A 23917-nucleotide genomic window follows, 5' to 3' on the forward strand; every position below is an offset into this window, starting at 1 on the left:
TGGTGTACTGACTGCCGCTTGAACCCCAGCCTCCCAGGGCAGTAAAAACGACACTTCAGGGCCAGTACGCTAGTATGGCCGTCCAAAACCTGGAATGAACCTTTCAGCATGCAATTCAGTTACTTAAATTATTCAAAGCAGCGGGTGTTTGATTTCATCTGCCTGTGGCTACTACCTGCCGGTCTTTTATTGCTTCTATCCGACCTTTATTTTCTGCCAGGACGCAGTCTTCATCACAAGTTGTATTACGGCCTGTTCAGTATTCCGACCCTTATCGCGATCATCTTGCGGCCCAAAGAGCTGAAAGAGATTCTGCGTGACCCGATAGTCCTCGGCTTCATGTTGTTTGCCGCCTGGGCGATGGCCAGCCTGATGTGGACCAACGGCGAAGAAGACTTCGTGGGTTCGCTCAAGCCGGCCTTGCACCTGCTGATGCTGTTCTGGGGCTGCGCGCTGCTGACCCGATACCGCAGTGAAAGCCTGCAACCGGTGTTCTTCGCCGCTGCTGTGATTGCCTTGGTCGCGACTGTCTATAACCTGTACATGTTCATTCCCATCAGCCTTGTCGTCCCGGAATACCGGATGATCGGTGCGGGCGCCTTCGACAACCCGCTGCTGAGCTCTCACGCGTTCGGCTTCTTTTGCATTTACTGGCTCACCCTGGGCATGACCTGCAAACGGCCGCAGATCCTGTTTATCGCGATCCCAGCCTTTACCATCATGTTCGCAGCACTGCTGGCCACCGGCTCCAGAACCCCTCTGGTGGCAGTCGTAATGGCCATGGTGTGGCTGAGCTTTATCTGCTGGAACCGCCGCTCACTGGCGCTGATGAGCATGCTGGTTGTGGGAGGGGCAGTGGTGGTCGCGCTGTTCTGGGAAATGCTCATAAGCCGTGGCAGTTCATTTCGACTTGATCTGTGGAACATGGTGCTTGCGCTGATAGAACAACGCCCGTGGATCGGTTATGGTTACGAAGCTACTCTGGGCCTGGAACTGCCGGGCACCGGCGGCTACATCGTAAGCGAACCACACAACTTCGCCCTCGGCGTGCTGTATTACACCGGCATTCTGGGCTTCACGCCCTGGCTGTTCATGCAGGTCTGGGGGCTTTACAGCAGCTGGCGCCATCGCGTGCAACCGCTGTTCATCCTGGCGTCTGCCTGGCTGGTGTACGGCATTGGTGCCGGCCTGACCGAAGGCGGCGGCATACTGCCAAGGCCGAAAGAACACTGGTACCTGCTGTGGATTCCCCTGGCCCTGATTGCTGCTCTGAGCATCAACCAGCGCCTCAAGACTTTGCGCGACCGACCTGTGCGCAACCTTTCCCAGGCGGCGTTCGACACCCTTCAGACCCATGCGCAGGTGATTGAAGAAGATGGTCTGGGCCCCAAAGTCCTGCGCCTGGAAAACGGCAACTTCCTCAAGCTGTTCCGCGGGCGTCGCTGCTATACATCCGGCAGTTTCAACCCGTACTCCGAACGTTTTGCCGTCAACAGCGAGCGCTTGCAGGGCATGGGGATTGCCGCACCGAAAATCCTGGACCTGTATCAACTGAAGGATGGCAGTACGGCTGTGCTGTATCAGCCGCTGCCGGGCCAAACCCTGCGTCAGGTCATGCAATCGATGGGGTCGCCCGCGGTTCGCCAGGCACTGGTGGAGCGATTCGGCAAGTTCCTGGCGGTACTGCACGACAAGGGCATTTACTTCCGCTCGCTACATTTGGGCAATGTGCTGCTGATGGACGATGGCGAATTCGCCCTGATCGATATCGCCGACATGCACCTCTACCCTTCAGCGCTCAGGATCGCCTTGCGCCAGCGCAACCTGCGCCACATGCAGCGTTACCCCGAAGATCGCCGCTGGTTGTTCGAAGAACAACTGCAGGCGCTACTCGACGGCTACGCCAGCCTGGCCGACCCGGTGGCCGTCAACAGCCTGAGCCAGCAAATCAAACAGCTGGGCACGGCACACGCTGCAACCTGACACATCAGCGGAGCGCCCTCGGGCGCTCCCGACCACGGCCACGATCAGCCGTTGTCTGCTGATCGTGCTCAGGCCTGACGCTGACGGGCCAAGGTCAAGAAGCCTTCAATATTGTCACTGCACAACTGGCCGACCGCTTGCTCGATATCGGCATCCGGCCATTCCCACCAGGCAGTTTGCAACAAGGCCAGGCGCTGCTCCTCAGGGAACCTCCAGCGCAGGAACTTCGCCGGGTTGCCACCCACGACTGCATACGGTTCAACATCACGCGTCACCAACGCACCGGCCGCCACAATGGCGCCGTGGCCAATGCTGACACCCGACAGCACGGTGCTGTTGGAGCACAGCCACACATCACTGCCCACCACCACATCGCCACGGGTGCCGTTGTAATCGGTAATGTGCTGCGCCGCCTTGAGCATCGCCGGAAAGGGATACGTTGTTACCCAGTCGGCGCGATGGTGCCCGCCCAAAAATATATTCACCCCTTCGGCAATCGAGCAAAAAGCCCCGATGCGCAGGGTCGAGCCTTCTTTCCAGTCATGCACCAAGGGCAGACCATAGCTGCCACGACCCATTTCGTAGTCGGGATAGCACTGTTTGAAACGGGCAACGCCCCGCTCGATTTTCGGTAATTTACGGATTGCACGCTTGGCGCGCTTCTCCCGAAAACGTTCAATCCAGCCCATGGTGCACTCCCCGTCTCAGTCTTTTTCCAGCGGTGAAAAATACAACCGCCCCAAGCCACGCCAGGTTTTACCCGTCCAGTGCCTGAACGGAATCTGTGCCAACAACTCACGGGCCAGGGCACGATTGCGGTTGGCCGTTTTCAGGAACATGGAGTTGAGAAACTTGTAACGCACCTCGTCATACAACGGATGGTCACTGAAGAGCGCATAGATGCGCAAAATACTGTCGTTCATGAAGCGATGGTTCTTGTACGAGTTGGTGGCGTGCTTGCGATAGCGCGCCATCACCACGTTCAGGCCGTCGATAAAGTACCCGGCGTGGGTAATTTTCAGCTCGATGTACAGATCTTCAAGGCGAATGGCCGGATCAAAGCCCCCCACCTTGTCCAGCGCTTCGCGGCGGATCATCAGGGTTGGCGCTGGCGGATAAGGCTTGCGCTCAAGGAACATGTCATCAAAATCCAGACGCCTGAACGGTACGTCACGGCGCTGGCGATTCTCCGGGAACAGGTTGCCGTCGGCATCGATCAACTCGATATTACCCGCGCAAATACCCACTTCGGGCTTGCCATCCATGTACGCGACCTGCACCGCAATGCGGTCCGGCATCATGATGTCATCGGAGCCGAACGGCACAATCAGGCTGCCCTTGGCACGGGCAATCGCGCCATTCAGGGTGTTGGTCAGGCCCTGATTCTGCTGTACCCGAAAGTCGAAACCATGCACCGCCTGCAAGCGCTCAATGCGCTCGACGCTGTCATCGGGTGAACCGTCATCAACCACCAGCAACTCAATATTGGGATAGGTCTGATCCAGAACACTCTGAATGCTCTGCTCGATATAAGGCCCGTGGTTATAGGAGGCGATGATCACCGTTACCAAGGGTTGCGAATCTGTCATGGGTGTTCCTTGCGTGCCTGGCTCAAGCCAGAGTCGATCAAATCCAGATACTGCTGACGGAACACTTCAATGTCGTGGTGCTCCTGCAAGTAGCGATACGCCTGTTCACCCTTGGCCTGCAGCGCCTGATCCGACAAGGCCAGGTACTCATCCAGCGCGGCGGTGAGTGTCGCCACATCACTGGGCTTCACGGCCAGGCCGCCAGCGCCTTCAATCAGCGGCAACATGGCCGGCACATTGGTTGCGATCACAGGCAAATGCCCGCTCATGCCTTCAAGCAGCGCCAACCCCAGGCCTTCTGCCAGCGAAGGCATGGTCCAGATATCGAAGGCGCGCACGTACTGCAATGCATTCTCCTGGAAACCCAGCAGGTGCGCACGGCCAGTGAGGCCCAACTGCTCGATCTGTTCGCGCAGGCGCGACTCTTCACGCCCGGCGCCAATGATTGCCAACTGCGCTGTCGGGTATTTGTCTTTCAAGGTGGCGAAGGCTTGCAGCAAGAAACGATGGCCCTTGATCGGCACCAAACGTCCCAGAGCACCAATCATCCGTGCATCCTGATCCAGGCCGAGCTGTTCACGTGCCTGCTGGCGTGGCAGCTGCAAGGCTTCGGCTTGCTCGATGTCGATGGCATTGGTAATCGCGTAAGTATTTTGCTCGGTGAAACCGCACTTGCAGTCGAGCAGGTACTGTTTGACCGCAGGTGACACGCCTACAAAACGCCATGCCTTGTCGATCAGGCGCTTGGCCTGGCTGCGACGATAGAAGCGGTCGTATTCACCAAATCCGTGGGAAATGCCCACACACAGCGGAATTTTCAGCCAGCGGTTGAGCTGCAGCATCATGTTCACGGGCTTGAAGCGGTTGCAGATCACCACATCAAACTGTTCTTTACGGCAGAACTTGTACAACGCCCACATGGCGCGCAGGCGCATGCCCTTGAGCGACTTGTCGCTGAACTCGAAATACACCGAGTGATCCGCCTTGCTCACCGGCTCGCCCGGGGCCGGACGCCCACGCAAAAAGGCCGCCGTGATTTCGTAGCGCTCTCGGGGGAGCGCGCGCACGATCTGCTCGGCGAGATCGGCAAAGTCATGGGATTTGACGTTGTAATCGGGCTGCAATTGCAAAACCTTGGAACGCTTCATAAGTCTCCCTGATGAAACCCGGTTGCATCATGTTCTTTCACTATCCAAAACAGTTCGTGACGCCGAACCGCTTTACGGAAGAATTCATTTTCGCCATAAGGCGATGGCTTTCTACCTGCCAAGAGCTGCTGTATCGACCGCCGCACCCTGCGCTTGAGCGCGGCCCGGGGTTGCAGGTCATGCATCATGCCCAGCGCCATCGCCTTGTCGCGCTGCTGTTCAAGGGTCAGCGCCAGGCTGCACGGTCGCAGGCTGAGCGAGGCATCGAACACCGGCGGCAAGGCAATGCCATCACCGCTGTTGCCCATCGGCCAACGATCGTTGTCATGCAGGTGGTTGGCGTAGCCGAGCACGGTGGACGGCTGCCATTCAAGACCCTCAAGGGCTTCAATCACGGCAGCGTGGGCACAGATATGATCAGGATGAGGGTCGATTGCCGGGTGCGGCAGCACGATCACTTCAGGGCGAGCGCGAAGGATCAACGCCCGCAAGTCAGCCAGCAGGTTATGCCAGGTCGGGGCGCCGTCCAGATCACCGGGCAGCGGGAACGGGTTGAATTGGCGGAACACGCGAATGTCGCTCAAGTCAGCCTCTCGCGAAGCCACGGGTTGATCAGGGGCCGCCTGCATGGCGGGCAATTGCAGGCAAAAATACCCCAACTGCGCGCAACGGTCTTCAGGCACACCGGCCCAACGCGGCACGACCATGCTGTCCCAGGCGCGCAAGCGGCCTTTGAGTCGGGCTGCGTCGGCGCGTTCCAGCCCCATCTGCTGATAATGCCCGGCTTCGATTTCACCGGCGGTCAGGGTCACAATCCAGCCTTCCCTGGCCTGACTGTATAGCCCGAAAGCCGCAAGCTCGGCGTCATCGGCATGGGGAGCGATCACCATCACACGCTGATCGCGGTAATCGGGCTGGCGAAAAACCCACAGCTGCGGCTGACCCATGACACGGCAAAAACGACCGCGCACATGCAGTGCGCCATCGACCAGGGCCGAGCCGCAACCGCTGATATTCAGATAGCGCAGGCCATTGACCCCACGCTCGAAGGTTTGCCTGTCCGCAGAGTCGCTGCCCGACAGTTGTACATACGGATCAAAAAACCGCCCCAGCCAGCCACTTTTGATCGTGATCGCCAGAATCAGGGTTTCATCGCCATCCAGTATCAGCGGCTGATCAACCCTCAGCTTGTCGCCCTCAAGGCGTACCGCCGGTTGCTCAGCGTCGGCAGCAAAGTTGTACCGGTAATCGTCCTGGGCCGAATAGAACAAGTGATCGGCAAACCAGGCTTCGTGGGCTACCCAGCCCAGCACCGCCAACACCGGGACCAGCCACCAGGCCAACAGCACACCGCTGGCAATCAGCACCAGCAGGCCTATCAGCAGGCTAATGCGCTTGTTGCGCCGGTGGCGCTTGAGGAGCTGTTGTTTGCGACTCATGGGCTGGCTCATGACTTGGCTCTTGTGATTGAACTCCCGCGGGAGCGAGCCTGCTCGCGATGCAGGCACTACGGCATGTCAAAAAAACGCAGTGATACCATCGCGGGCAAGCCCGCTACCACAAGGTTTGTATGCGTATGTTTCAGACCTTGAACACGGGCACCGGGTTACACCAACGCTCTTTGTACTCACGGTCAGCCCGGCCAAACGAAAAGCGCAAAGGTTTGTCGACGCTGCGGGCCTGCTCCCAGGCTGACTGGGTATTGATAAAGCTCAACACGCTGCCAGGGCTGAATTCGCGGGTCTGAGGATCGACGCCACCATTGACGTACTCCACGCTGATCCACTCCGGGGACTCGGCTCGGTACACCAGCTGAATCGCAATCGGCGCATCATTGAGGAAAATCACCGAACCGATCAACAGTTCACGCAACAGCTCGATCACTTCGGCCATGCGTTCGGCACCGGTGGCGACAAAACCCCAGCGCCGCAGGAACAAATCGCAATAGATGCTCGCCAGCTCAACGCTGGAAAACTCCGAAACCGGGCGCACAACGCCGCCGGCCTCCTCCAGCAAACGCAATTCGCGGCGCTGGTTGTAGCGAAACTTTTTCGACAATTCTTCGGGCGTGCGGGCCATCGCCAACTGCTCGGCCTGAGGCTTCAAGGTGCTGAAGCGGCCTTCATTGAGCTGTGACAGATAACGCCCGCGGTGACGCAACGGCGCTTGAGCATCCGCAGCGGCGGGCAGGATCAGTTCGGCATTGCCCAGATCGAACAGGCCTTTTTTACCGTGACGCTTGAGCACATCCTTGGACAAGGCAAGGTCGCGCCCCCAGGTCGGGATCGCCGCCTGCAGTTCACCGCCTTGCTCCCAGGCCAGATACCGCACCGGGATACCCGCCAACTGCGCCAGGCGCTCAACCACCAGCGGATGGGTCGCCACGCTGCCGCCAAAACGCTGCCAGGCACCGGCATAGGTGTCAGCATCCACAACGCTCCAGCCGCGCTCGCGCCAGCCTTGAAATCGATTGAGCATCAGGACTCCGCAGTCAGGTCGGTGACTTGCGCCAGGCGCCAGAAGGTATCGCGCACTGCTTCATCGCTGAAGCGCTCATGCAAGCGTTCCAGCATCAGCTCGGCACAGGCCAGGCGCTGCTCGTCATCGAGTCGCGCCAGGTGCTGCAGGCCCTGGGCCAGATGTTCGGCATCGCCCAGTGGAAACAGAATACCCACACCCTCGACCACTTCTTTAGCACCGCCACACGCGGTGGCCAGCAACGGCACGCCTGCGGCCATGGCCTCAAGCAGCACCATGCCGAACGGTTCGTGATCGGAGCTCAGCGCAAACACATCAAACGCCCGGAAATAGCGCCGTGCATCGGGCACCTGACCCAAAAACAGCACCTGCTCGCCGACCCCGAGTTCATTGGCCAGCTCTTTGAGATCCTGCTCCAGACGGCCCTTGCCCATGATCACCAACTGACTGTCAGCAGGCAGATTGGGCAACGCCGTGGCAAAACCGCGAATCAGCGTGGCCTGGTCCTTGTCCGGATGCAGGCGACCGACGTTGCCGACAATAAAACCATCGACCGACAGCCCCAACGCTTCACGCGCCGGAGTGCCTGACAATTGATCGGCTTGAACGGTATCGATATCGATGCGGTTATAAAGCGTGTTGATTCGACCGGTCGGCCACTTGGGCAGGCACTGGCGCATGTCGTCGCGCACAGCATCCGAAACACCGAGCAGGCTCAGGCGCTTGCGAAACAGGTGGGCGAACAGTTTTCGGCTGCGCCGCTTATAGTCGCCAAAGGCATGATGCACACCGATCACCGGCAAACCGGTGGCCAACAAGGCGATGTAAATCGGCTTGAAGCGGTGGGCAATGCAAAAACTGAAAGGGCGCGAAGTTGCGATCTTGCGCAGCCTGGCGATGGCGCCCAGCTTCAGGCCACGGATGGCCCTGGAGCTGAACTCCATGAACAGCACTTCATCAGAGCCACAGCCTGCAGCCACTTCAGGGTCGGCCGCCCCGGTCAGAAAGACCGTGGTGACCTTGTACCCGGTGCCGGAAAACAGGCTGGCGTACTGGCGTGCGCAGTCCAGAAACGGTCCGTCATAGCCGTGGCAGAACTGCAGCACATGACGCTCAGTCGAGCGATTCATAAGTCTCGGCGCCGTCTTTAACTACCAAAATATCTTCCATGATCAGGTACTGCAGATCGGAACCGAAGAACATGTTCAGCGCGTCCGTCGGCGAGCAGACCATCGGCTCGCCACGACGGTTGAGCGACGTGTTCAGCGACACACCGTTACCGGTCAGCACTTCGAGCGCCTTCATCATGTCGTAGTAACGCGGGTTGTATTCGCGCTTGAGCACCTGGGCACGGGAGGTGCCATCTTCATGGACAACCTCTGGCACGCGGGTTTTCCACTCGTCCGACACTTCAAAGGTGAAGGTCATGAACGGTGCCGGATGATCGACCTTGATCATCTGCGGACCAACGGTGTCGAGCATCGACGGGCAGAAAGGCCTCCAGCGCTCGCGGAACTTGATCTGTTCGTTGATACGGTCAGCCACGCCTTCGCTGCTCGGGCAACCGATGATCGAACGGCCGCCCAATGCACGCGGACCGAACTCCATGCGGCCCTGGAACCAGGCCACCGGGTTGCCGTCGACCATGATCTTGGCGATCTTCTCCGGAGTGCCTTCGATCTTGCGATACGCAGGTTTGCCAGGGTGACGGGCACAGGCCGCGATCACATCTTCGTTGCTGTACGCAGGGCCTAGGTAGACGTGTTCCATCTTCTCGACCGGCACGCCGCGAGCATGGGACACGTAGGCTGCCGCACCCACCGCCGTACCGGCATCGCCGGACGCAGGCTGCACGAACAGCTCCTTGACTTCAGGACGGGCAATGATCTTCTGGTTCAGCTTCACGTTCAACGCGCAGCCGCCCGCAAAGGCCATCTTGCCGGTCTCCTTGAGGATGTCACCCAGGTAGTGGTCGATCATTTGCAGCGACAGTTTTTCAAACAGCGCCTGCATGCTGGCCGCGTAGTGGATGTACGGCTCGTCGGCGATATCGCCTTCGCGCTTTGGCCCCAGCCACTCGATCAGTTTTGGCGAGAAGTAGAACCCCTTGCCTTTTTCTTTGTAGCGACGCAGGCCGATCACGTTGGCGTATTCGGTGTTGATCACCAGCTCGCCGTTTTCAAACGAGGCCAGACGCGAGAAATCGTATTTGCTGGCGTCGCCGTACGGCGCCATGCCCATGACCTTGAATTCACCGTCCAGCATCTCGAAACCGAGGAACTCGGTGATCGCGCCGTACAGGCCGCCCAGGGAGTCAGGATCGAAGAATTCCTTGATCTTGGTGATCTTGCCGTTTTCGCCGTAGCCGAAGAACGTCGTGGCGTACTCACCCTTACCGTCGATACCCAGGATCGCGGTTTTTTCTTTGAAACCCGAGCAGTGGTAAGCGCTGGAAGCGTGGGCCAGGTGATGCTCAACCGGTTCAATCTTGATTTTCTTCGGGTCAAAACCCAGTTGCTCAAGGCAGAACACGATCTTGTTGCGATAGCGCTTGTAGCGACGGTTGCCCATCAGGATCGCGTCAAGGGCGCGGTCCGGGGCGTACCAATAGCGCTTGGCGTAGTGCCAGCGCGCCTTGCCGAACAAGCTGATCGGGGCGAACGGGATCGCTACCACATCAACGTCGGAAGGTTTGATACCCGCCTGCTCAAGGCAAAATTTTGCGGATTCGTAGGGCATGCGGTTCTTTGCATGCTTATCACGCACGAAGCGTTCTTCTTCAGCCGCCGCTACCAGCTTGCCGTCGATATAGAGGGCTGCGGAGGGATCATGGCTGAGGGCGCCGGACAGGCCAAGAATCGTCAATGCCACTGGATTAGCCTCTTTGGAATGCAGGCAGGCGGCGGGCGCCTGAACAAATAATGTGCCCCTCGCCAGGCGAGAAACAGCTAAAGAGCGGGATTATAGCGTAAAGACACCGCAAATGACCCAGCGCGATTTGCCACGCCCAGCCGCGCCAGGTCTGCTCGTAAAAGACACGGCACTCCAGACATATGTAAGCCCACCCCCACCCGCCGTTGGGATTTCCTGTGATCACACCGTCACGTGCGACCCGCACGCTTCACTCAACAGGAAATCAGCATGCCCACCCATCTGGAACACTTCAAAGGCTGCGAAGCCGAATGGACAAAGTTTTCTGACACTTTCCCGGATCTCGCACTCTCGTTAGACCATCGATTAAGGATGTTTTTCCCACAACTGCCCGTAGAGGCCTGCACCGACTACCTCTACCTCAATTACGAGCGGGCAGCCGAGCCGTGCCAGTCACCCGTTATCGACAGCCAAACCCTGAGCATGCTGATCGAGCAGTGCCACCTCACCGGGCAGATGCCGACCTTTGTGCAAAATACAGCCCGCGTTTACAACCATGCCTACACCCTGGCCGAGCAAGATCTGGTCGCAGAGATTACCGTGCCACAACTCGAAAAATACCTCGAGTTCACCACCCACAGCCTTGAGCTGTGTGTGAGGGATGCTCACCGTGACTACTGGCAAACGCCCCATGAGGACCTCGACTCCCTCACCCCGAAAAGCTGGCTGTCACGCTTTACCCTGAACCTGATCCTGTCTGAAGCAACCCTGCGCCATGGGGACAGAACCCTCAGCCCGCAAGCCATGAACGCTATCGATCAGGTGTTCCCCCTGTCTGCACAGCCATCAACGCCAAGCGCCTACGGGTTTTACACGCTGACCTTGCATGGCCGGCCCCCTCAGCCCGCCTCGCTGTTGCACGGCGTGTTGGTGATCACCACCAAAGATTTGCCGCGGGCTTCTGCCGACCCTCTGGACACGCGCATCGTGCAAGACCAAACCCCGCGCACAGTGGTGCTCTACACCCCCAACGCCGGGCTCGAAGCCTTCACCTCACTGGCAGCGCTGACCCAAGAGTTGAGCGCGCGACTCAAGGACGGGCGTCAGCGGGAGGCGTTACTCGATTGCGTGCTGGCAGAAGAACGTATCGGCGCACAGGCCTTTGAGCAGGTGAACTACAGCCCGGTGCCGGAGCAGCAAGTAAAGACGTTTTACAGCGAGCAACTGATCGAAAAACAGAAGCGCGACATGCGCCATGCCTGGGCATCCATGCGCACTGATCAGCCAGGCGCCACGCTTGAGCAACTGGTCGAGATGGTCGATCAGTCCCTGAATTCAAGCCTGCCCATCAAGCCCGCCAGCCTGTTGCGTGCCCGCTATACCCGGCTGCTGGAGATTCAGCTGCCCGAGTGGCTCAAAACAGCGTCCGAGGCCAACAAGACAAAATGGCGCCTGGCGGTTGAGCGCCTCAACCATGAACGCGCGGCTTCAGAGGCTCCCGACACCGAGCCCCTGGCAGAAATCGGGCAAATCAACACCCTGCTTGGTTACGCCAGAGCCCGGCTCAAGCAACAGATCAAAGCCGATCACGGCATTGATATAGACCCCGACACCGTCTTCATCTCGACTACCGAAGCGCTGCAAACCGGCGCGGTGATTAACCCGATCACCGGCTCCGGATTTGCCGCTGGCGCCAGCGTGGACCGAACCGGACCTACGATCACCTATAAGACCACCCGACGCAGCCTGAGTGAGTTGGCGCTGTCCAATGTGGGCATATGGGATGTGACATTTGCCCTGACGGCTCAGGTCAAGGATGCCCACGGCACCCCCCACCCCATTCTCACCAGCAGCTACCTCAAGACCCTGGTACGCCAGCTCGATATTGGCCAGAGCTACAAAGCCAGACTCAACCATCTGCTGGTCAACTCCGCCCAGGCACGCTGGCGCAAGGAACATTACGTTGCCCTGCGCGCCGCACAGCTGAACCTGGACCTGTTGGAAGCCAGCATGGCGGGCACCCTGGGTGCCGAGCAGGCGGCATGGGTTCAGGTGGCACTGGATTACCCCGTTGAAAGCAGCCGCCCGCTGGTCAACGGCGCGCAGATCAAAGCCCACCTGTTGATGCTGCGCTACAAGCCACTGCCGGGCGCGCTGGTGTTCACCTCCACCGGTTCGACCAACCTCGTGTGCTACTTGCCAGACGCCCCTGACCAGCGCTGGTTTGCCACTGTGCCTTCGCGCAATGAGCTGGGTCGAGTCCTGTCCCGTGCACATTTACGCACCTACGTCATGCGCCGCGTGACCACCGCGCAAAAACCGTACATCAAGCCACTGATCGAAGCGGGACTCAGCCAGAGCAACGTTCACTGCAACCGATCAGCCATCACCTGCTGGAGGCGTCCTACGACACCGAAGCCTTGCATGCCATTCACGAGGCCGACGATCAATCGACTTCCACTTGGGAAAGCAACCTCAATACCGCCAGGGAAACGGCCTTGACCGTGATTGATGTGGTGTCCTTCGTGCTGCCGACCAAGGTGCTGCTGCCCATTGCATTGGCACGGTTCATCTACCAGATTTATCAGGGCGTCGATGCCTTGCAACGCGATGAAGGGCACGAAGCCCTGTTGCACTTCATGGAGTCCATCACCCACCTGACTGACGGCGCCTCGGACTTTGCCGGCTCTGCGGTGTTTGGCAGATCCATCCGCCAACGTGCCAGACAGCCCGCACCAACGCTGAGTCCCGGCGCGGCGAGCCGTCACGCAGCAGCGGGGCTCACGCTGCGCAGAGGTGACGAATACGGTTCTGGAATCTATGAGTTCAGCACAACGGGCGCAGGCTCAACTCACCATTACCTCAAAGACCGGCAGGGCAGACTTTACCCCTGCCGGTACGACACCCTGGATGAGCGCTGGCGCGTAATGGATGAGCGCAAACCGGATGCGCGCAGCCGCCTCCCGGTTCGCGAGGTATCGGCTGGCATATGGGATGTGGACCCGACCACGCCGTTGCTCAAAACCGGGATTGAGCGCGTCATCGAAAGCGCCCGTATCAGCAGCGTCAATCTCGACAGCCTCACCCCTGACGCCCAGGGCGTCTACCGCGTCAGCCACAACCGGTATATCCAGCAAGACGGCGTGGTGTTTGAGGTGTACAGCGGCTGGCTCGGCCGTCACTGGTATTTGCAACTGCCCGCAGGCTCAAGCAGTGGCGTCAGCGGCAGTTACAAGCTGCGCCGTACGGCCGGTTATTGGGAAATCAAACACCGCCTGGCCGACAACACCAAACGCTGGAGTCCCTTGCTGGGTGATGGCGCCCGTCTACCTGAAGCCGTGCCTGACGTTATCCACAGCCCCTATGATTTGCCATCGGAGTACAAAGGCAGGGTTCAGGATCTGGTCAGGAACCACAAAGGTTTACTGGATGCCAACTGGATTTCACCCAATGCAGAGATCACCCGCACCAGCCAGTTTTTTTCGAATTTCAGGCTGCGATTACTGGCTGACGCACGGGCTTTCCTGGCCACAAAGCCCGCAAAACCCCGCGTCACTCGCCCCATCGTTCCAGCGGCCACAAGCCCGCAGGACTTGTTCAAACACCTTTATGAATACACCGACGGCGTCGTAATCGGCGAAGTCCATTCCAATCAGTCAGGCAAAAAACTGCTCACCACCCAAATGAGCAAGCTCGCTGAGCTTGATGTGAAAGTGCTTTACCTGGAACACCTGCAAACTGATTTTCATCAGACCTTTCTCGACGATTTCTTTAAAACCGGAAAAATGCCGATTGTCCTGGATGAGTTCCTCAAAGCCCAGGACGCGGGTCACGGGATCAATCCCGCAAGCCCCCACACGTACAGCAAGCTGGTGCGCGAGGCCAGGCGACATGGCATCGAAGTCATCGCCACTGATTGCGCGGCCAGTTACAACCACAGGGGCCTGCACCCTGAAGCCAGTGGCATGGCCGGCAGTCCTGCCGAGCTTATTCGCTATGAAATGTTCAGCTACTTTGCGTCACAGGTAATCCGCGCACATCAGGTCAAAACCGGTACCAGAAAATGGATTGCCCTCACCGGCAATACCCACGCCAACACCTATCAGGGTGTGCCCGGCCTGGCGGAGCTTGAGGGCGCGATTGGCGTGCGGATTTCAGACACGTTCCCCGGCTCCAGCCGTGGGGTTCGCCTGAACATAGGCGAAGTCGTGCCTACAGATCACACACACCGCGACTTCACCTTCTTGAAGAACGATTACTGGCTGCAAATGGATATTGCCGGCACCAAACCGCAAATACCCGCGCTGTCCCCGGCCCAGAACAATGAACGGCTCATCGCACCCGGCATGTTCAGGTTTGAAAGCGCCACGCCGGACGGCGCACACCTGATCCATCGAGCGAGCAACCACGAAATGGTGCACACCCCGGTGCAGACAGATCCTGGCGGCCAGTTTTATATCGAGCGGCCCAACTGGATACCCGTCCACCAGAAACGCTACGACCGCCTGCAAGATCTGATACATGACTTGCAGGACATGAACATGACGCAGATGCAGTAACCCGTCACCTGCGCACGAGGGCGCCCTATATCGCCCTCGTTGCCCGGTTTTACTGGATATCCCGCCCTCAGCCGCTAAACTGCGCGCCCTCTGCTAGCATCATCCCGTTGCCCTGGACGGGTCGCGTCACACGGAACCCCGATTTGCCCATGAAATATTTCGTACCTGCTCACGTTGCCCTGTTACTGCCTGGCCTCTGCCTGACACCCATCCTCAGCGCAGCTCCCCTTGAACTGGACCCCAGCGTCATCACCGGCTCGCGCAGCACCAGCCCGAGTTTCGACCTGCCGTACTCGGTCGACAGCATTAACCAGGAGCAAATCAAGGATGGCCAGCTAGGCATCAATGCCTCCGAGGTGCTGTCCCGCGTGCCAGGGCTGGTGGTGCAAAACCGTCAGAACTACGCCCAGGATCTGCAGATCTCGTCCCGTGGCTTTGGCGCCCGCTCGGCGTTTGGTGTACGTGGCATCAAGTTGATTGCCGATGGCATTCCAGCCAGCACCCCGGACGGCCAGGGGCAGGCGGCGACCTTCAACCTCGACACCGCCGAGCGCATTGAAGTACTGCGCGGCCCGGCAGCCACCCTGTACGGCAGCAACGCCGGTGGCGTGATCCAGATGTTCTCCCGCGACGGCGAAGGTCCGCCGCGCATTGGCGCTGAAACCCTGATCGGCAGCGACGGCATGAACAAGAACCACCTCACCGCCGAGGGCGCCACGGATGACGTGGGCTTTGTGCTTGACGCCTCGCGCATGGACACCGACGGCTACCGCGACCACAGTGCCGCTCGCCGCGACCAGACGTTTGCCAAGCTCAACCTCAAGCCCGATGAAGACAGCAAGCTGGCGCTGATCTACAGCAGCCTTGAGCAGAACGGCACGCAAGACCCGCTGGGCCAAAGCTGGGCCGCCTACAAGGCCGACCCGCGCTCGGTAACGCCAAACGCCCTGACCTACAACACCCGTAAAAGCATCGACCATCAACAATTGGGGATGAACTACGAGCGCTATATCGGCGACGCGACCCTGCAGGTCAATGCCTATACCGGCACCCGGAGTGTGATTCAGTATCTGGCGATTCCCAAAGGAACGCCGGGTAACGAACAGGGCGGCGGCGTCGTTCAATTCGATCGCAAGTTCTACGGCGGCAGCCTGCGCTGGTTGCAACCGGTGTATGGCGTGCCTGGGGACCTGACCCTGATCGGCGGCCTGGATTTCGACCAGAGCCAGGACAGCCGTCACGGCTATAACAATTATCTGGGCAACCAATTGGGGGTCAAAGGCGCACTGGTGCGCGATGAAGTGGACACCGCCCGCAGCCTCGACCCGTATGTGCAGGCCAACTGGGCGCTGGACAACTGGACCGTGCAGGCCGGCTTGCGCTACAGCACCATGGAAATGGACGTCGATGATCAATTTTTGAGCAACGGCGACGACAGCGGCACCAAACGCTATGAAAAAGCCACGCCGTCGATGAGCGTGATGTACGCCTTCACTCCTGAGCTGCATGGCTATGTCAGCGCGGGCAAGGGCTTTGAAACGCCGACACAGGCAGAGCTGGCTTATGCGCCAGGCGGAAAAGGTTTCAACTTTGGCCTCAAGCCCTCTGAAAGCACTCAGTACGAAATTGGCTTGAAGGCACAGATCAACAACACCCGAATTAATGCTGCTGTGTTCCAGATCACCACTGAAGATGAGCTGGTAATAGAAAGTTCAAAAGACGGGCGCACTGTTTACCAAAACGCTGGCCGCACCCTGCGCCGGGGCTTTGAACTGGGCATCGAAAGCCAGCTGGCCGAGCATTGGACCTCAACCCTGGCCTATACCCGTCTGCAAGCGACCTACGACAGTGACTTTGCCAGCACCAAAGGCACGGTCGACAAAGGCAACTACTTGCCCGGTGTTCCACAGACCACGCTGTTTGCCGAAGTGAACTGGAAACCGGTGGATTGGCTCAGCACCGCCGTTGAAGGCATGTACCGCAGCAAGGTGTATGTCGAAGACACCAACACCGCCAAGGCAGCTCCGGCCTACACCGTATTCAACTGGCGGGCGAAGTTTGAGCAGAAGGTGGAACACTGGACCTTCCACCAGACGTTGCGCCTGGACAACCTGCTGGACCGTCAGTACGTGGGTTCGGTGATCGTGGCGGACGGTAACAGCCGCTTCTACGAAGCCGCGCCGGGACGGTCGTGGTATGCCGGAGCCGGAGCCCAGTACAGCTTCTGACAGCACGGGCACGCTCCTGTGGGAGCGGGCTTGCTCGCGATGGCATCAACGCGGTCAGCCTGACAGGCCGCAGCGCTTGCATCGCGAGCAAGCCTGCTCCCACAGAGTCTTAGCCAAGGTCTTTGGGCAAGCGCCCGTCAATCAGCTGATACAACGCACTGTCCACCGGCCAGTTGCGCATAAAGCGCGCCCGGTCACGGGCGTACGCGGTGGCGAAACTCCTCAGGCTGGCGTGCTGGCACATCGAGTCCAGATCGATCAATGCCCAACGGCCATCATCCCAGAACACGTTATGCCCCTTGAGGTCACCGTGGCTGATGCGCTCGCGGATCAAATCGGCAAACAGATGATCCAGCGCCTGAAGTTCGGACTCCGGCGCATCCCCCCGCTCAACATAGGGTGCAAAACGCTCGATGATGTCCGGCCCCGGCAAAAACTCTGTCACCAGATACGCCTTGCCCCGCAACCACAGAAAACGGGTTTCCAGCAGTGCCAGCGGCTTGGGCGTGGCAATGCCCAGTAACGCCAGTCGATTGCCCTCGCGCCATGAGTGCCAGGCACGGCTCGGGCGCCAGAAGCGTTTAAGCCAGTGGGCAAAACCCTTGATGTTGTAGCGTTTGACCACCAGGGTGCGGCCCGCCACTTCAACCTTGCCGACACTGGCCGCGCCACCGGTTTTATACAAGTGGCCCTGATCCAGCAAGGCATCGGCGTGAGCCAGAACCGGCAGCATCGCAGGCTCTTCTTCACGGCGAATCGCACGCAGGACAAAGGCGGTGCGCTCAACGCTGAACAACGAGCAGTCGCGACCCACCTTGTTCAAGAAATCATTCAGGCGCCAGGCACGAACCTTCTCGATCTGCTTGAGCAGCGCTTCGAGCGGCAAGGCGTGCTCACCATTGCTGAGCAGGTAGTGCACCAGCAACTCTTCGATAAATGGCTCAAGGCTTTTAGGCAACTGAGCGAAGAACACGCCGAGGTTTTCCAGGACTTTTTGTCGCGACAGCGGCTTGCCGGCTTCTTCGACGCAAATACCCGCGCCATCGATCAAGTACAGTTTGGCGCCCTGACGCAACAGGTTGTCCAGGTGCAGGTCTTCCTGCCAGAGGCCCTTGAGGTGCATCTGGCCAATGGCAGCCAGCGCCTGGGCCAGTACGGCCACTTGCTCATCTGCCAAAACCGGCAGCGACTGCACCGCGCCCCAGGCGTCACCCAGGCTCTGGGCATTTTCCAGAAACTCGAACAGCAACCAGCCGCCCTCGCCTTCCTGCAAACCATCAGCCAGTAACTTCGGCGTGGTCAAACCTTGATCAGCCAGCAGGCGCACACCCGTCAACTCTCGCTGGAAGTTGCGCGCAGCCTTGCTCCCAACCATCAATTTGGCCAGCACCGTACGCCCGCGCCACACCCCGGCGCCTACGTAACGCTGCCCGGGCAATACCCGCAACAAGCTCAGCAGTTGCAATTGCGCAGGCCCGGCCGCGTCGGCCAGTTCGATACTCAGCGGCAAGCCCGGCGCACGACCCGCCTTTTGCAGTTCGGACAAACGCATCAGCGCGCTCCCTTGTGGCTGCGACGCACGTTCAGTCGCGCCAGCCAGGCATCCACCAGACCACTGTCGACAGGCTGATCCAGATAGGCAGCGAGCAACACCCGCACCTCGGCATCGCTCCAGGCATGGGCCCGACGCAGCAACGGCTCGATGTCCTTGACCCGGTCACGCTGGCCCAGCAACAAAGGCCGGGTTTTCTCCAGATCGATCAATTGGGCGCGATAACCCAAGCCGTCAGCCTGCAAGAAAATGTGCTTGGGATAAAAGCAGCCATGAACCTGACGCGCAGCGTGCAGGCGACGCGCCAACAGGCCGCATTCACGCAAAATTGCCTGCTGCTGCTCAGGGGTCAGTTGCGGCCATTGTTCAAGCAACGAATCGAGGTCATTCCAGCCATCCAGCGCACGGGTCATGAGCACCGCGCGATGTTCGCCAGGCACTTTCCGCTCGCCAAAAAACACCGCTTCCAGCGCCGGAATACCCATTTGCTGATAACGCTGAATATTACGAAATTCGCGGGCGAAGCTCGGCTCGCCCAATGGCCGGTGCAGGGTACGGGTCAGGTAGTTGCTTTGACGCTTGAGGTAAAAGCCCTGGCCTTCGAGGTCCATGCGAAACACGCTGCTCCAGCCACCACCGCTGGTGTTGGGCTCGTCCACGGCTTCCAGTTGCACAGCCCACAGCGCATCGAAGTCGGCCAGTCCGTTGCGCTCAAGCAAAGCCCGATCCGCATCCGCTAAAAAATCAGTCATTCCCGGCCCTCAAAAAAACGCACGATATGACGAACACGCTCCTTGTCCGCCGCATTGAGCGTAGTGCGCCCGGTGTATTGGAAATAGAAACGCAAACGCTGGGTGTAGGACAAATGGTACTTGGCCACTTTGTCGAGGCACGCCAGGTCTTTGGTGATGCGGTACTTGAGCCAGAAACCGCGCCAGAAGTCACCGTTCGGGCAGTCGATCAAAAACAGCTTGGGCTGATCGTCGACCAGCAGGTTTCGCCACTTCAGATCGTTATGGGTAAAGCGATGGTTGTGCATGATCCGGGTGCATTTCGCCAACTGGCGGCTGACGCAGTCGACCCAGGCACGGTCCTTGAGCAACGGATCATGGTGGTCCGCCAGTTCGGACAAATCGCGGGTATTGGGCAGCTCACGGGTGATCATGGCGCCACGGGAGTAGGCAAAGCCACTGCGCTCAAGGCCCCATGCCACGACTTCGGCGGTGGGAATGCCCCACTTGTCGAAACGCTTGAGGTTCTGCCATTCGGATTTGACCCGAGGGCGGCCCAGATAGCGGCGCAAGCCCTTGCCCGCACCGGTATAGCGCTTGACGTAATAATTGACGCCATCGCGCTGCACACGGATCACTTCCGAAAGAGGATCGCGGGTCAGGTGCTCGCCCTGGAGGGCAAATACCGCTTCCAGACTGCCAAAATCAGAAGCGAGTGCACTGTAAGCGGGTTCAAGATTCCAACCCGCCATTACAGTGCATCCCCATAACGTAGTTTGCGTTCATAAAGCTTGCTCGCCTTGCCTTCCAGCCACGCCAGCAGGCGGGCTTCTTCGCGCAGGATCTGACGCAGCGGCATCTGGAAGTAACCCCGCAGGAAGCGCAGCTTGTCCCGTTGGGTCAGGCCAATGTCCAGCGCCGAAAAGTACAGCGCGGCCAGGTCCTTGTTGCGCCAGCGCTTGCTGATGACCGGTCGAACCTGGGCACGGTGCAGGTCAATGACCGACAGGCGGAAGTCCTTGGCCGTGACCGGTTTGTCGGTGTGCAACAAAAAGTGGCAGATGTAGCAGTCGCGATGGTTAACCCCGGCGCGGTGCATCATGCCGGTCATGCGCGCCACTTCGGCGATCAGCCCATGCTTGAGGGCTGGCTGTGGCGGCTGCTTGATCCAGTTGAGGCTGAAGTCTTCGAGGCTGACCGTAGGTGCCAGCTCTTCGGTGATGATGAACGAGTGCTGCCCCGCCGGATTACTGCCCTTTTCGCCATACGCGACGGTGGTCATGGTGGGTACGCCGACTTCGTGAAGACGCTTGATTGCCCGCCATTCCTGGCCCGCGCCCAGCACTGGCAGCTTGGCCGTGAGCAGGTTTTTGAACACCTCACCCCAGCCAATGCCACGGTGGATTTTCACAAAATAACCGCGGCCCCCGACTTCAGTACGCAAGGTACGTCGGCCATCCAGCTCGCGGTAAACCTCGCCCTCCAGGCGCTCGACTTCGGTGAACGCATCGCGTCCTGCCCACAAGCTCTTGAACGGTTCGGCAAGAATCAGTTTCATCAGTGTTGCTCCGCCAGAATCACATCCGCAGCGTGCTGCGGCATGCTGTAGAGGTCGGCCGTCTGCGCGTAGGCCAGGCCGTTTTGGCTCCAGGCCGCGCGCGCAGCATCGTCGGACAACATGCGTGTCAGGTATTCATTGAGTTGCGCCTGCTCGAACGGCTCGTCCAGTACACGGCCGCAATCGGCGTCGCTGATGTAATGGGCGTAGCCACAGACGGCGCTGACCAGCACCGGCAACCCTGCCACCAGCGCTTCAAGCAGCACGGTGCCGGTGTTTTCGTTATAGGCCGGGTGAATCAGCAGGTCTGCGCCCAGCAGGAAGCGCGGGATATCGCTGCGCCCCTTGAGGAACTGCACGTGATCGCCCAGCCCCAGCGTGGCGCTCTGTAATTGAAAGACTTTGGGATCGTCCTGGCCAATGACAAACAGCCTGGTGCGCTTTTTAAGCTCGCCCGGCAACGCCGCCAGGGCTTTAAGGCTGCGATCGACGCCTTTGGTCTTGAACCCGGAACCGATCTGCACCATCAGCAGGTCGTCGTCTGCCAGGTTGAATTCACGCCGGAACCCGGCGCGAATCTCGGCTGCATTGGCGGGCGCACGACGGTCCAGAGCAATGCCCGGCGGCAACAGGTGGAAGCGCTCGAGCGGCGTGTCGTAATGCTTGATAAACAGCGGCTGCTGGACTTCGGAAATCATCAGGATTTCAGTCTTGGCGTTCTTGTCGAACACTGCCCGCTCGTATTCGGCAAAGTGCTTGTAACGCTTGAAGAAGCGATAGAACGAATGGCGCAGGTTTTGCGCCTTGTCTTCAAAACAGCCGTCGGCCGCGTAGTACACGTCCAGCCCCGGCATTTTATTGAAGCCGACTAGGCGGTCCACCGGGCGTTTGGCCAGGTCGGCCTGCATCCAGGCGAGCATTTTTTCGTTGCGGGTATGGTTGTGGAACGCCTTGACCGGCGCCACCAGCACTTCAAAACCGGGGGGAATGTCACCCTCCCAAATCATGGTGTAGACGCGAATTTGATGGCCACGTTTCTGGCACTCCAGCGCAATGCGCATGAAATCGCGTTGCAGCCCGCCAAACGGGAAATATTTGTATAGCACAAAAGCCAGTTGCATCAGCGCAGTTCCTCAGCCAGTAACAACGTGCTTAATCGACTCGCGACACGCTCAGGGTTCAAACGGGTGAAGCACAACGGCCACTCGTTTTTCAGATCAAACCGCTGCTGGTCCTGTGCAGTCGGAGTGTAGGTGCATTTTTTCTGCAGGCACGGTGCGCACGGAAAATCGCTGGCCAGGTGGATTTGCACCTTGCCATAGGCACCGGTCAGGCCCGGATTGGTGGGGCCAAACAGGGAGATGGTCGGTACATCCAGCGCCGCCGCCAGATGCCCCAGCCCGGTATCGACCGCGACACAGGCGCTGGCGCTGGCCAGTACCTTGGCAACCCCCGCCAGATTCAGCTTGGGCAGCACCACTGCGTTGCTCAAACCGCTGGCAATGCGCTCGGCACGGGCCTTCTCTGCCGGGTTGCCCCAGGGCAAGCGCACTTCGACACCCATGTGCCCCATGCGCAGGGCCAGGTCACGCCAGTACACTTCGGGCCAGTGCTTGGTGTCCCACGTGGTGCCGTGCAAGAACAATACGTAAGGCTTCTTGCGCGGTAATTCAATCAGGCGCTCAACGTCGAGACCATAATCACCCAACCCTTTGGGCAGGTCGTAGCCCAGCGCCACGGCAAACAATTGGCGTAAACGCTCGACCGCATGCTGCCCGCGAGCCACCGCCAGACGACGCTGATAAAAGCGGCTGGCCAGCGGTTCACGGGCTGAGTCTTTATCCAGACCGGCCACCGGGGCGTTTACATAGCGGGTCAGCCAGGCACTTTTGACCAGGCCCTGGGCATCGATCACCAGGTCGTATTGCTCGGCGCGCAGGCTTTGCTTGAAGCGACGCCACTCACCGCTCTTGATGGTTTCCCAGATATTTTTGCGCCAACGGCGAATCGCTACCGGAATAACCTTGCCCACTGCCGGGTGCCAGGTCGGAATTTCGGCAAAGCCTTCTTCCACGACCCAGTCAAACGTGATGCCCGGAATCGCCCGCGCCGCATCGGTCAACGCGGGCAAGGCATGGATCACATCCCCAAGGGATGAGGTTTTGACCAACAGAACGCGCACCTAGTTGACCTCGACCGGTGAGCCCTGCAAACGCTGCAAGGCTTCAACCACAGGCTGCGGCATCAGTTCGCGCAGGCAGTTGTAGTGGCCAAAGCGGCAGGTGCGATCAAAACACGGGCTGCACTCGAGCCCCAGGCGCACGATTTCGACCTTGTCGGCCAACGGCGGGGTAAAACCCGGCGATGTGGAGCCGTAGACCGCCACCAGCGGGCGGTTCAACGCAGCAGCCACGTGCATCAGCCCGGAGTCGTTGGATACCACGGCATCGGCGCACGACAGCAAATCAATGGCCTCGGCCAGCGAGGTCTCGCCGCTCAGGTTGACAGACTCTTCACGCAGCCCGGGGATCAACCGCGAGCGGATGTCTTCGCCCACAGCGTGATCGTTTTTGGAGCCGAACAACCACACCTGCCAGCCTTCGCGGATCTTTTGCTCGGCAACTTTGGCGTAGTGCTCGGACGGCCAGCGCTTGGACTCGCCAAACTCGGCACCCGGGCACAGCGCCAGCACCGGGCGGTCCAGTTCCAGGCCAAATTTTGCCAGTGCGCCGGCACGGCTTTGCGGATCGATCTGCAAGGCCGGGCGCGGATAAGGCTTGGGCAGGTCGGCACCCGGCTCATAGGCCAGCGCCATAAAACGCTCGATCATCAACGGGTAGCGTTCTTTGTCGAGTTTGCGCACATCGTTGAGCACGCCATAACGAAACTCGCCACGCCAGCCGGTGCGCTTGGGGATGCCCGCAAAGAACGGCACGAGGGCTGATTTCAGCGAGTTGGGCAGCAAGATTGCCTGATCGTATTGGCCCTTGAGGGACTTGCCGATCTTGCGTCGCGTGGCCAGTTCAAGCGCGCCGTGGCCGAGCGGAAAGCTCAAGGCCTTGCGCACTTGCGGCATGCGCTCAAGGATGGGCCGGCTCCACTCGGGGGCCAGCACATCGATTTCGCACTGCGGGTGGCGCTGCTTGAGGCACTGAAACAGTGTCTGCGCCATCACCATGTCACCGACCCAGCTGGGCCCAACGATCAAAATATTCATAAG

General features: G+C 59.5%; 18 protein-coding genes. 4 read left to right on the plus strand and 14 right to left on the minus strand.

What is annotated here, in order from left to right:
- Positions 1-108 precede the first annotated feature (108 nt).
- Complete coding sequence (locus V6P94_RS00985) at positions 109-1983, plus strand: O-antigen ligase family protein (protein ID WP_338648887.1); 1875 nt, start codon at positions 109-111, stop codon at positions 1981-1983.
- Positions 1984-2051: 68 nt separating this feature from the next.
- Here V6P94_RS00985 and V6P94_RS00990 read toward each other — a convergent pair whose 3' ends face one another.
- From V6P94_RS00990 to V6P94_RS01020, 7 genes are all read right to left on the minus strand, one after another.
- Positions 2052-2672, minus strand: a complete 621-nt coding sequence (locus tag V6P94_RS00990) for a CatB-related O-acetyltransferase (protein WP_133076677.1) — start codon at positions 2670-2672, stop codon at positions 2052-2054.
- Positions 2673-2687: 15 nt separating this feature from the next.
- A complete protein-coding gene (locus V6P94_RS00995; protein WP_338648888.1) occupies positions 2688-3572 on the minus strand; it encodes a glycosyltransferase in 885 nt (294 codons plus the stop codon).
- Complete coding sequence (locus V6P94_RS01000; RefSeq protein WP_338648889.1) at positions 3569-4720, minus strand: glycosyltransferase; 1152 nt, start codon at positions 4718-4720, stop codon at positions 3569-3571. The genes V6P94_RS00995 and V6P94_RS01000 overlap by 4 nt, the downstream gene beginning before the upstream one ends.
- Positions 4717-6159, minus strand: a complete 1443-nt coding sequence (locus V6P94_RS01005) for a PIG-L family deacetylase (protein WP_338648890.1) — start codon at positions 6157-6159, stop codon at positions 4717-4719. The genes V6P94_RS01000 and V6P94_RS01005 overlap by 4 nt, the downstream gene beginning before the upstream one ends.
- Positions 6160-6301: 142 nt before the next feature.
- Positions 6302-7198, minus strand: coding sequence for an antimicrobial resistance protein Mig-14 (locus V6P94_RS01010; RefSeq protein ID WP_133076681.1), 897 nt, complete (start codon positions 7196-7198; stop codon positions 6302-6304).
- On the minus strand, positions 7198-8328 hold the full coding sequence (locus V6P94_RS01015; RefSeq protein WP_338648892.1) for a glycosyltransferase: 1131 nt from the start codon (positions 8326-8328) through the stop codon (positions 7198-7200). Before V6P94_RS01015 ends, V6P94_RS01010 begins: the two co-directional genes overlap by 1 nt.
- Complete coding sequence (locus V6P94_RS01020) at positions 8312-10069, minus strand: carbamoyltransferase (RefSeq protein ID WP_133076683.1); 1758 nt, start codon at positions 10067-10069, stop codon at positions 8312-8314. Before V6P94_RS01020 ends, V6P94_RS01015 begins: the two co-directional genes overlap by 17 nt.
- Positions 10070-10339: 270 nt before the next feature.
- On the opposite strand from V6P94_RS01020, the gene V6P94_RS01025 reads away from it, so the two are divergent.
- From V6P94_RS01025 to V6P94_RS01035, 3 genes are all read left to right on the plus strand, one after another.
- Positions 10340-12571: a dermonecrotic toxin domain-containing protein gene (locus V6P94_RS01025; protein WP_338648893.1), complete on the plus strand. Its 2232-nt coding sequence runs from the start codon at positions 10340-10342 to the stop codon at positions 12569-12571.
- Positions 12568-14628 carry a membrane-targeted effector domain-containing toxin gene (locus tag V6P94_RS01030; protein WP_338648894.1) on the plus strand — a complete coding sequence of 687 codons (2061 nt, stop codon included), beginning with the start codon at positions 12568-12570 and terminating at the stop codon, positions 14626-14628. Before V6P94_RS01025 ends, V6P94_RS01030 begins: the two co-directional genes overlap by 4 nt.
- Positions 14629-14777: 149 nt before the next feature.
- On the plus strand, positions 14778-16856 hold the full coding sequence (locus V6P94_RS01035) for a TonB-dependent receptor (protein ID WP_338648895.1): 2079 nt from the start codon (positions 14778-14780) through the stop codon (positions 16854-16856).
- Positions 16857-16965: 109 nt separating this feature from the next.
- Here the strand turns inward: V6P94_RS01035 and V6P94_RS01040 are convergent, their stop codons facing one another.
- Genes V6P94_RS01040 through waaF form a run of 7 tightly spaced genes read right to left on the minus strand, consistent with a single transcriptional unit; the run spans position 16966 to position 23914 of the window.
- Complete coding sequence (locus tag V6P94_RS01040; RefSeq protein ID WP_338648896.1) at positions 16966-18408, minus strand: lipopolysaccharide kinase InaA family protein; 1443 nt, start codon at positions 18406-18408, stop codon at positions 16966-16968.
- Positions 18408-19160 (minus strand): lipopolysaccharide kinase InaA family protein, encoded by a 753-nt coding sequence (locus V6P94_RS01045; protein WP_133076687.1) that lies wholly within the window; start codon positions 19158-19160, stop codon positions 18408-18410. The genes V6P94_RS01040 and V6P94_RS01045 overlap by 1 nt, the downstream gene beginning before the upstream one ends.
- Positions 19157-19891: a lipopolysaccharide kinase InaA family protein gene (locus tag V6P94_RS01050; protein ID WP_019825369.1), complete on the minus strand. Its 735-nt coding sequence runs from the start codon at positions 19889-19891 to the stop codon at positions 19157-19159. The genes V6P94_RS01045 and V6P94_RS01050 overlap by 4 nt, the downstream gene beginning before the upstream one ends.
- The gene (gene rfaP / locus V6P94_RS01055; RefSeq protein ID WP_338648897.1) at positions 19891-20697 is read right to left on the minus strand and encodes a lipopolysaccharide core heptose(I) kinase RfaP; all 807 of its coding nucleotides are present in this window, start codon (positions 20695-20697) and stop codon (positions 19891-19893) included. Before rfaP ends, V6P94_RS01050 begins: the two co-directional genes overlap by 1 nt.
- Positions 20697-21818: a glycosyltransferase family 4 protein gene (locus V6P94_RS01060; RefSeq protein WP_219262156.1), complete on the minus strand. Its 1122-nt coding sequence runs from the start codon at positions 21816-21818 to the stop codon at positions 20697-20699. The genes rfaP and V6P94_RS01060 overlap by 1 nt, the downstream gene beginning before the upstream one ends.
- A complete protein-coding gene (waaC, locus tag V6P94_RS01065; protein ID WP_219262157.1) occupies positions 21818-22879 on the minus strand; it encodes a lipopolysaccharide heptosyltransferase I in 1062 nt (353 codons plus the stop codon). The genes V6P94_RS01060 and waaC overlap by 1 nt, the downstream gene beginning before the upstream one ends.
- A complete protein-coding gene (gene waaF, locus V6P94_RS01070; RefSeq protein WP_219262158.1) occupies positions 22880-23914 on the minus strand; it encodes a lipopolysaccharide heptosyltransferase II in 1035 nt (344 codons plus the stop codon).
- Positions 23915-23917 lie beyond the last annotated feature (3 nt).

It is taken from the genome of Pseudomonas sp. ML2-2023-3, assembly GCF_037055275.1.
Classification (GTDB): Bacteria; Pseudomonadota; Gammaproteobacteria; order Pseudomonadales; family Pseudomonadaceae; genus Aquipseudomonas.

What these genes read in the sequence shown, in the direction of transcription:
- V6P94_RS00985 (WP_338648887.1), top strand. Translation starts at nt 109, where the DNA reads ATGCAATTCAGTTACTTAAATTATTCAAAGCAGCGGGTGTTTGATTTC.
- V6P94_RS00990 (WP_133076677.1), bottom strand. Translation starts at nt 2,672, where the DNA reads ATGGGCTGGATTGAACGTTTTCGGGAGAAGCGCGCCAAGCGTGCAATC.
- V6P94_RS00995 (WP_338648888.1), bottom strand. Translation starts at nt 3,572, where the DNA reads ATGACAGATTCGCAACCCTTGGTAACGGTGATCATCGCCTCCTATAAC.
- V6P94_RS01000 (WP_338648889.1), bottom strand. Translation starts at nt 4,720, where the DNA reads ATGAAGCGTTCCAAGGTTTTGCAATTGCAGCCCGATTACAACGTCAAA.
- V6P94_RS01005 (WP_338648890.1), bottom strand. Translation starts at nt 6,159, where the DNA reads ATGAGTCGCAAACAACAGCTCCTCAAGCGCCACCGGCGCAACAAGCGC.
- V6P94_RS01010 (WP_133076681.1), bottom strand. Translation starts at nt 7,198, where the DNA reads ATGCTCAATCGATTTCAAGGCTGGCGCGAGCGCGGCTGGAGCGTTGTG.
- V6P94_RS01015 (WP_338648892.1), bottom strand. Translation starts at nt 8,328, where the DNA reads ATGAATCGCTCGACTGAGCGTCATGTGCTGCAGTTCTGCCACGGCTAT.
- V6P94_RS01025 (WP_338648893.1), top strand. Translation starts at nt 10,340, where the DNA reads ATGCCCACCCATCTGGAACACTTCAAAGGCTGCGAAGCCGAATGGACA.
- V6P94_RS01035 (WP_338648895.1), top strand. Translation starts at nt 14,778, where the DNA reads ATGAAATATTTCGTACCTGCTCACGTTGCCCTGTTACTGCCTGGCCTC.
- V6P94_RS01040 (WP_338648896.1), bottom strand. Translation starts at nt 18,408, where the DNA reads ATGCGTTTGTCCGAACTGCAAAAGGCGGGTCGTGCGCCGGGCTTGCCG.
- V6P94_RS01045 (WP_133076687.1), bottom strand. Translation starts at nt 19,160, where the DNA reads ATGACTGATTTTTTAGCGGATGCGGATCGGGCTTTGCTTGAGCGCAAC.
- V6P94_RS01050 (WP_019825369.1), bottom strand. Translation starts at nt 19,891, where the DNA reads ATGGCGGGTTGGAATCTTGAACCCGCTTACAGTGCACTCGCTTCTGAT.
- rfaP (WP_338648897.1), bottom strand. Translation starts at nt 20,697, where the DNA reads ATGAAACTGATTCTTGCCGAACCGTTCAAGAGCTTGTGGGCAGGACGC.
- V6P94_RS01060 (WP_219262156.1), bottom strand. Translation starts at nt 21,818, where the DNA reads ATGCAACTGGCTTTTGTGCTATACAAATATTTCCCGTTTGGCGGGCTG.
- waaF (WP_219262158.1), bottom strand. Translation starts at nt 23,914, where the DNA reads ATGAATATTTTGATCGTTGGGCCCAGCTGGGTCGGTGACATGGTGATG.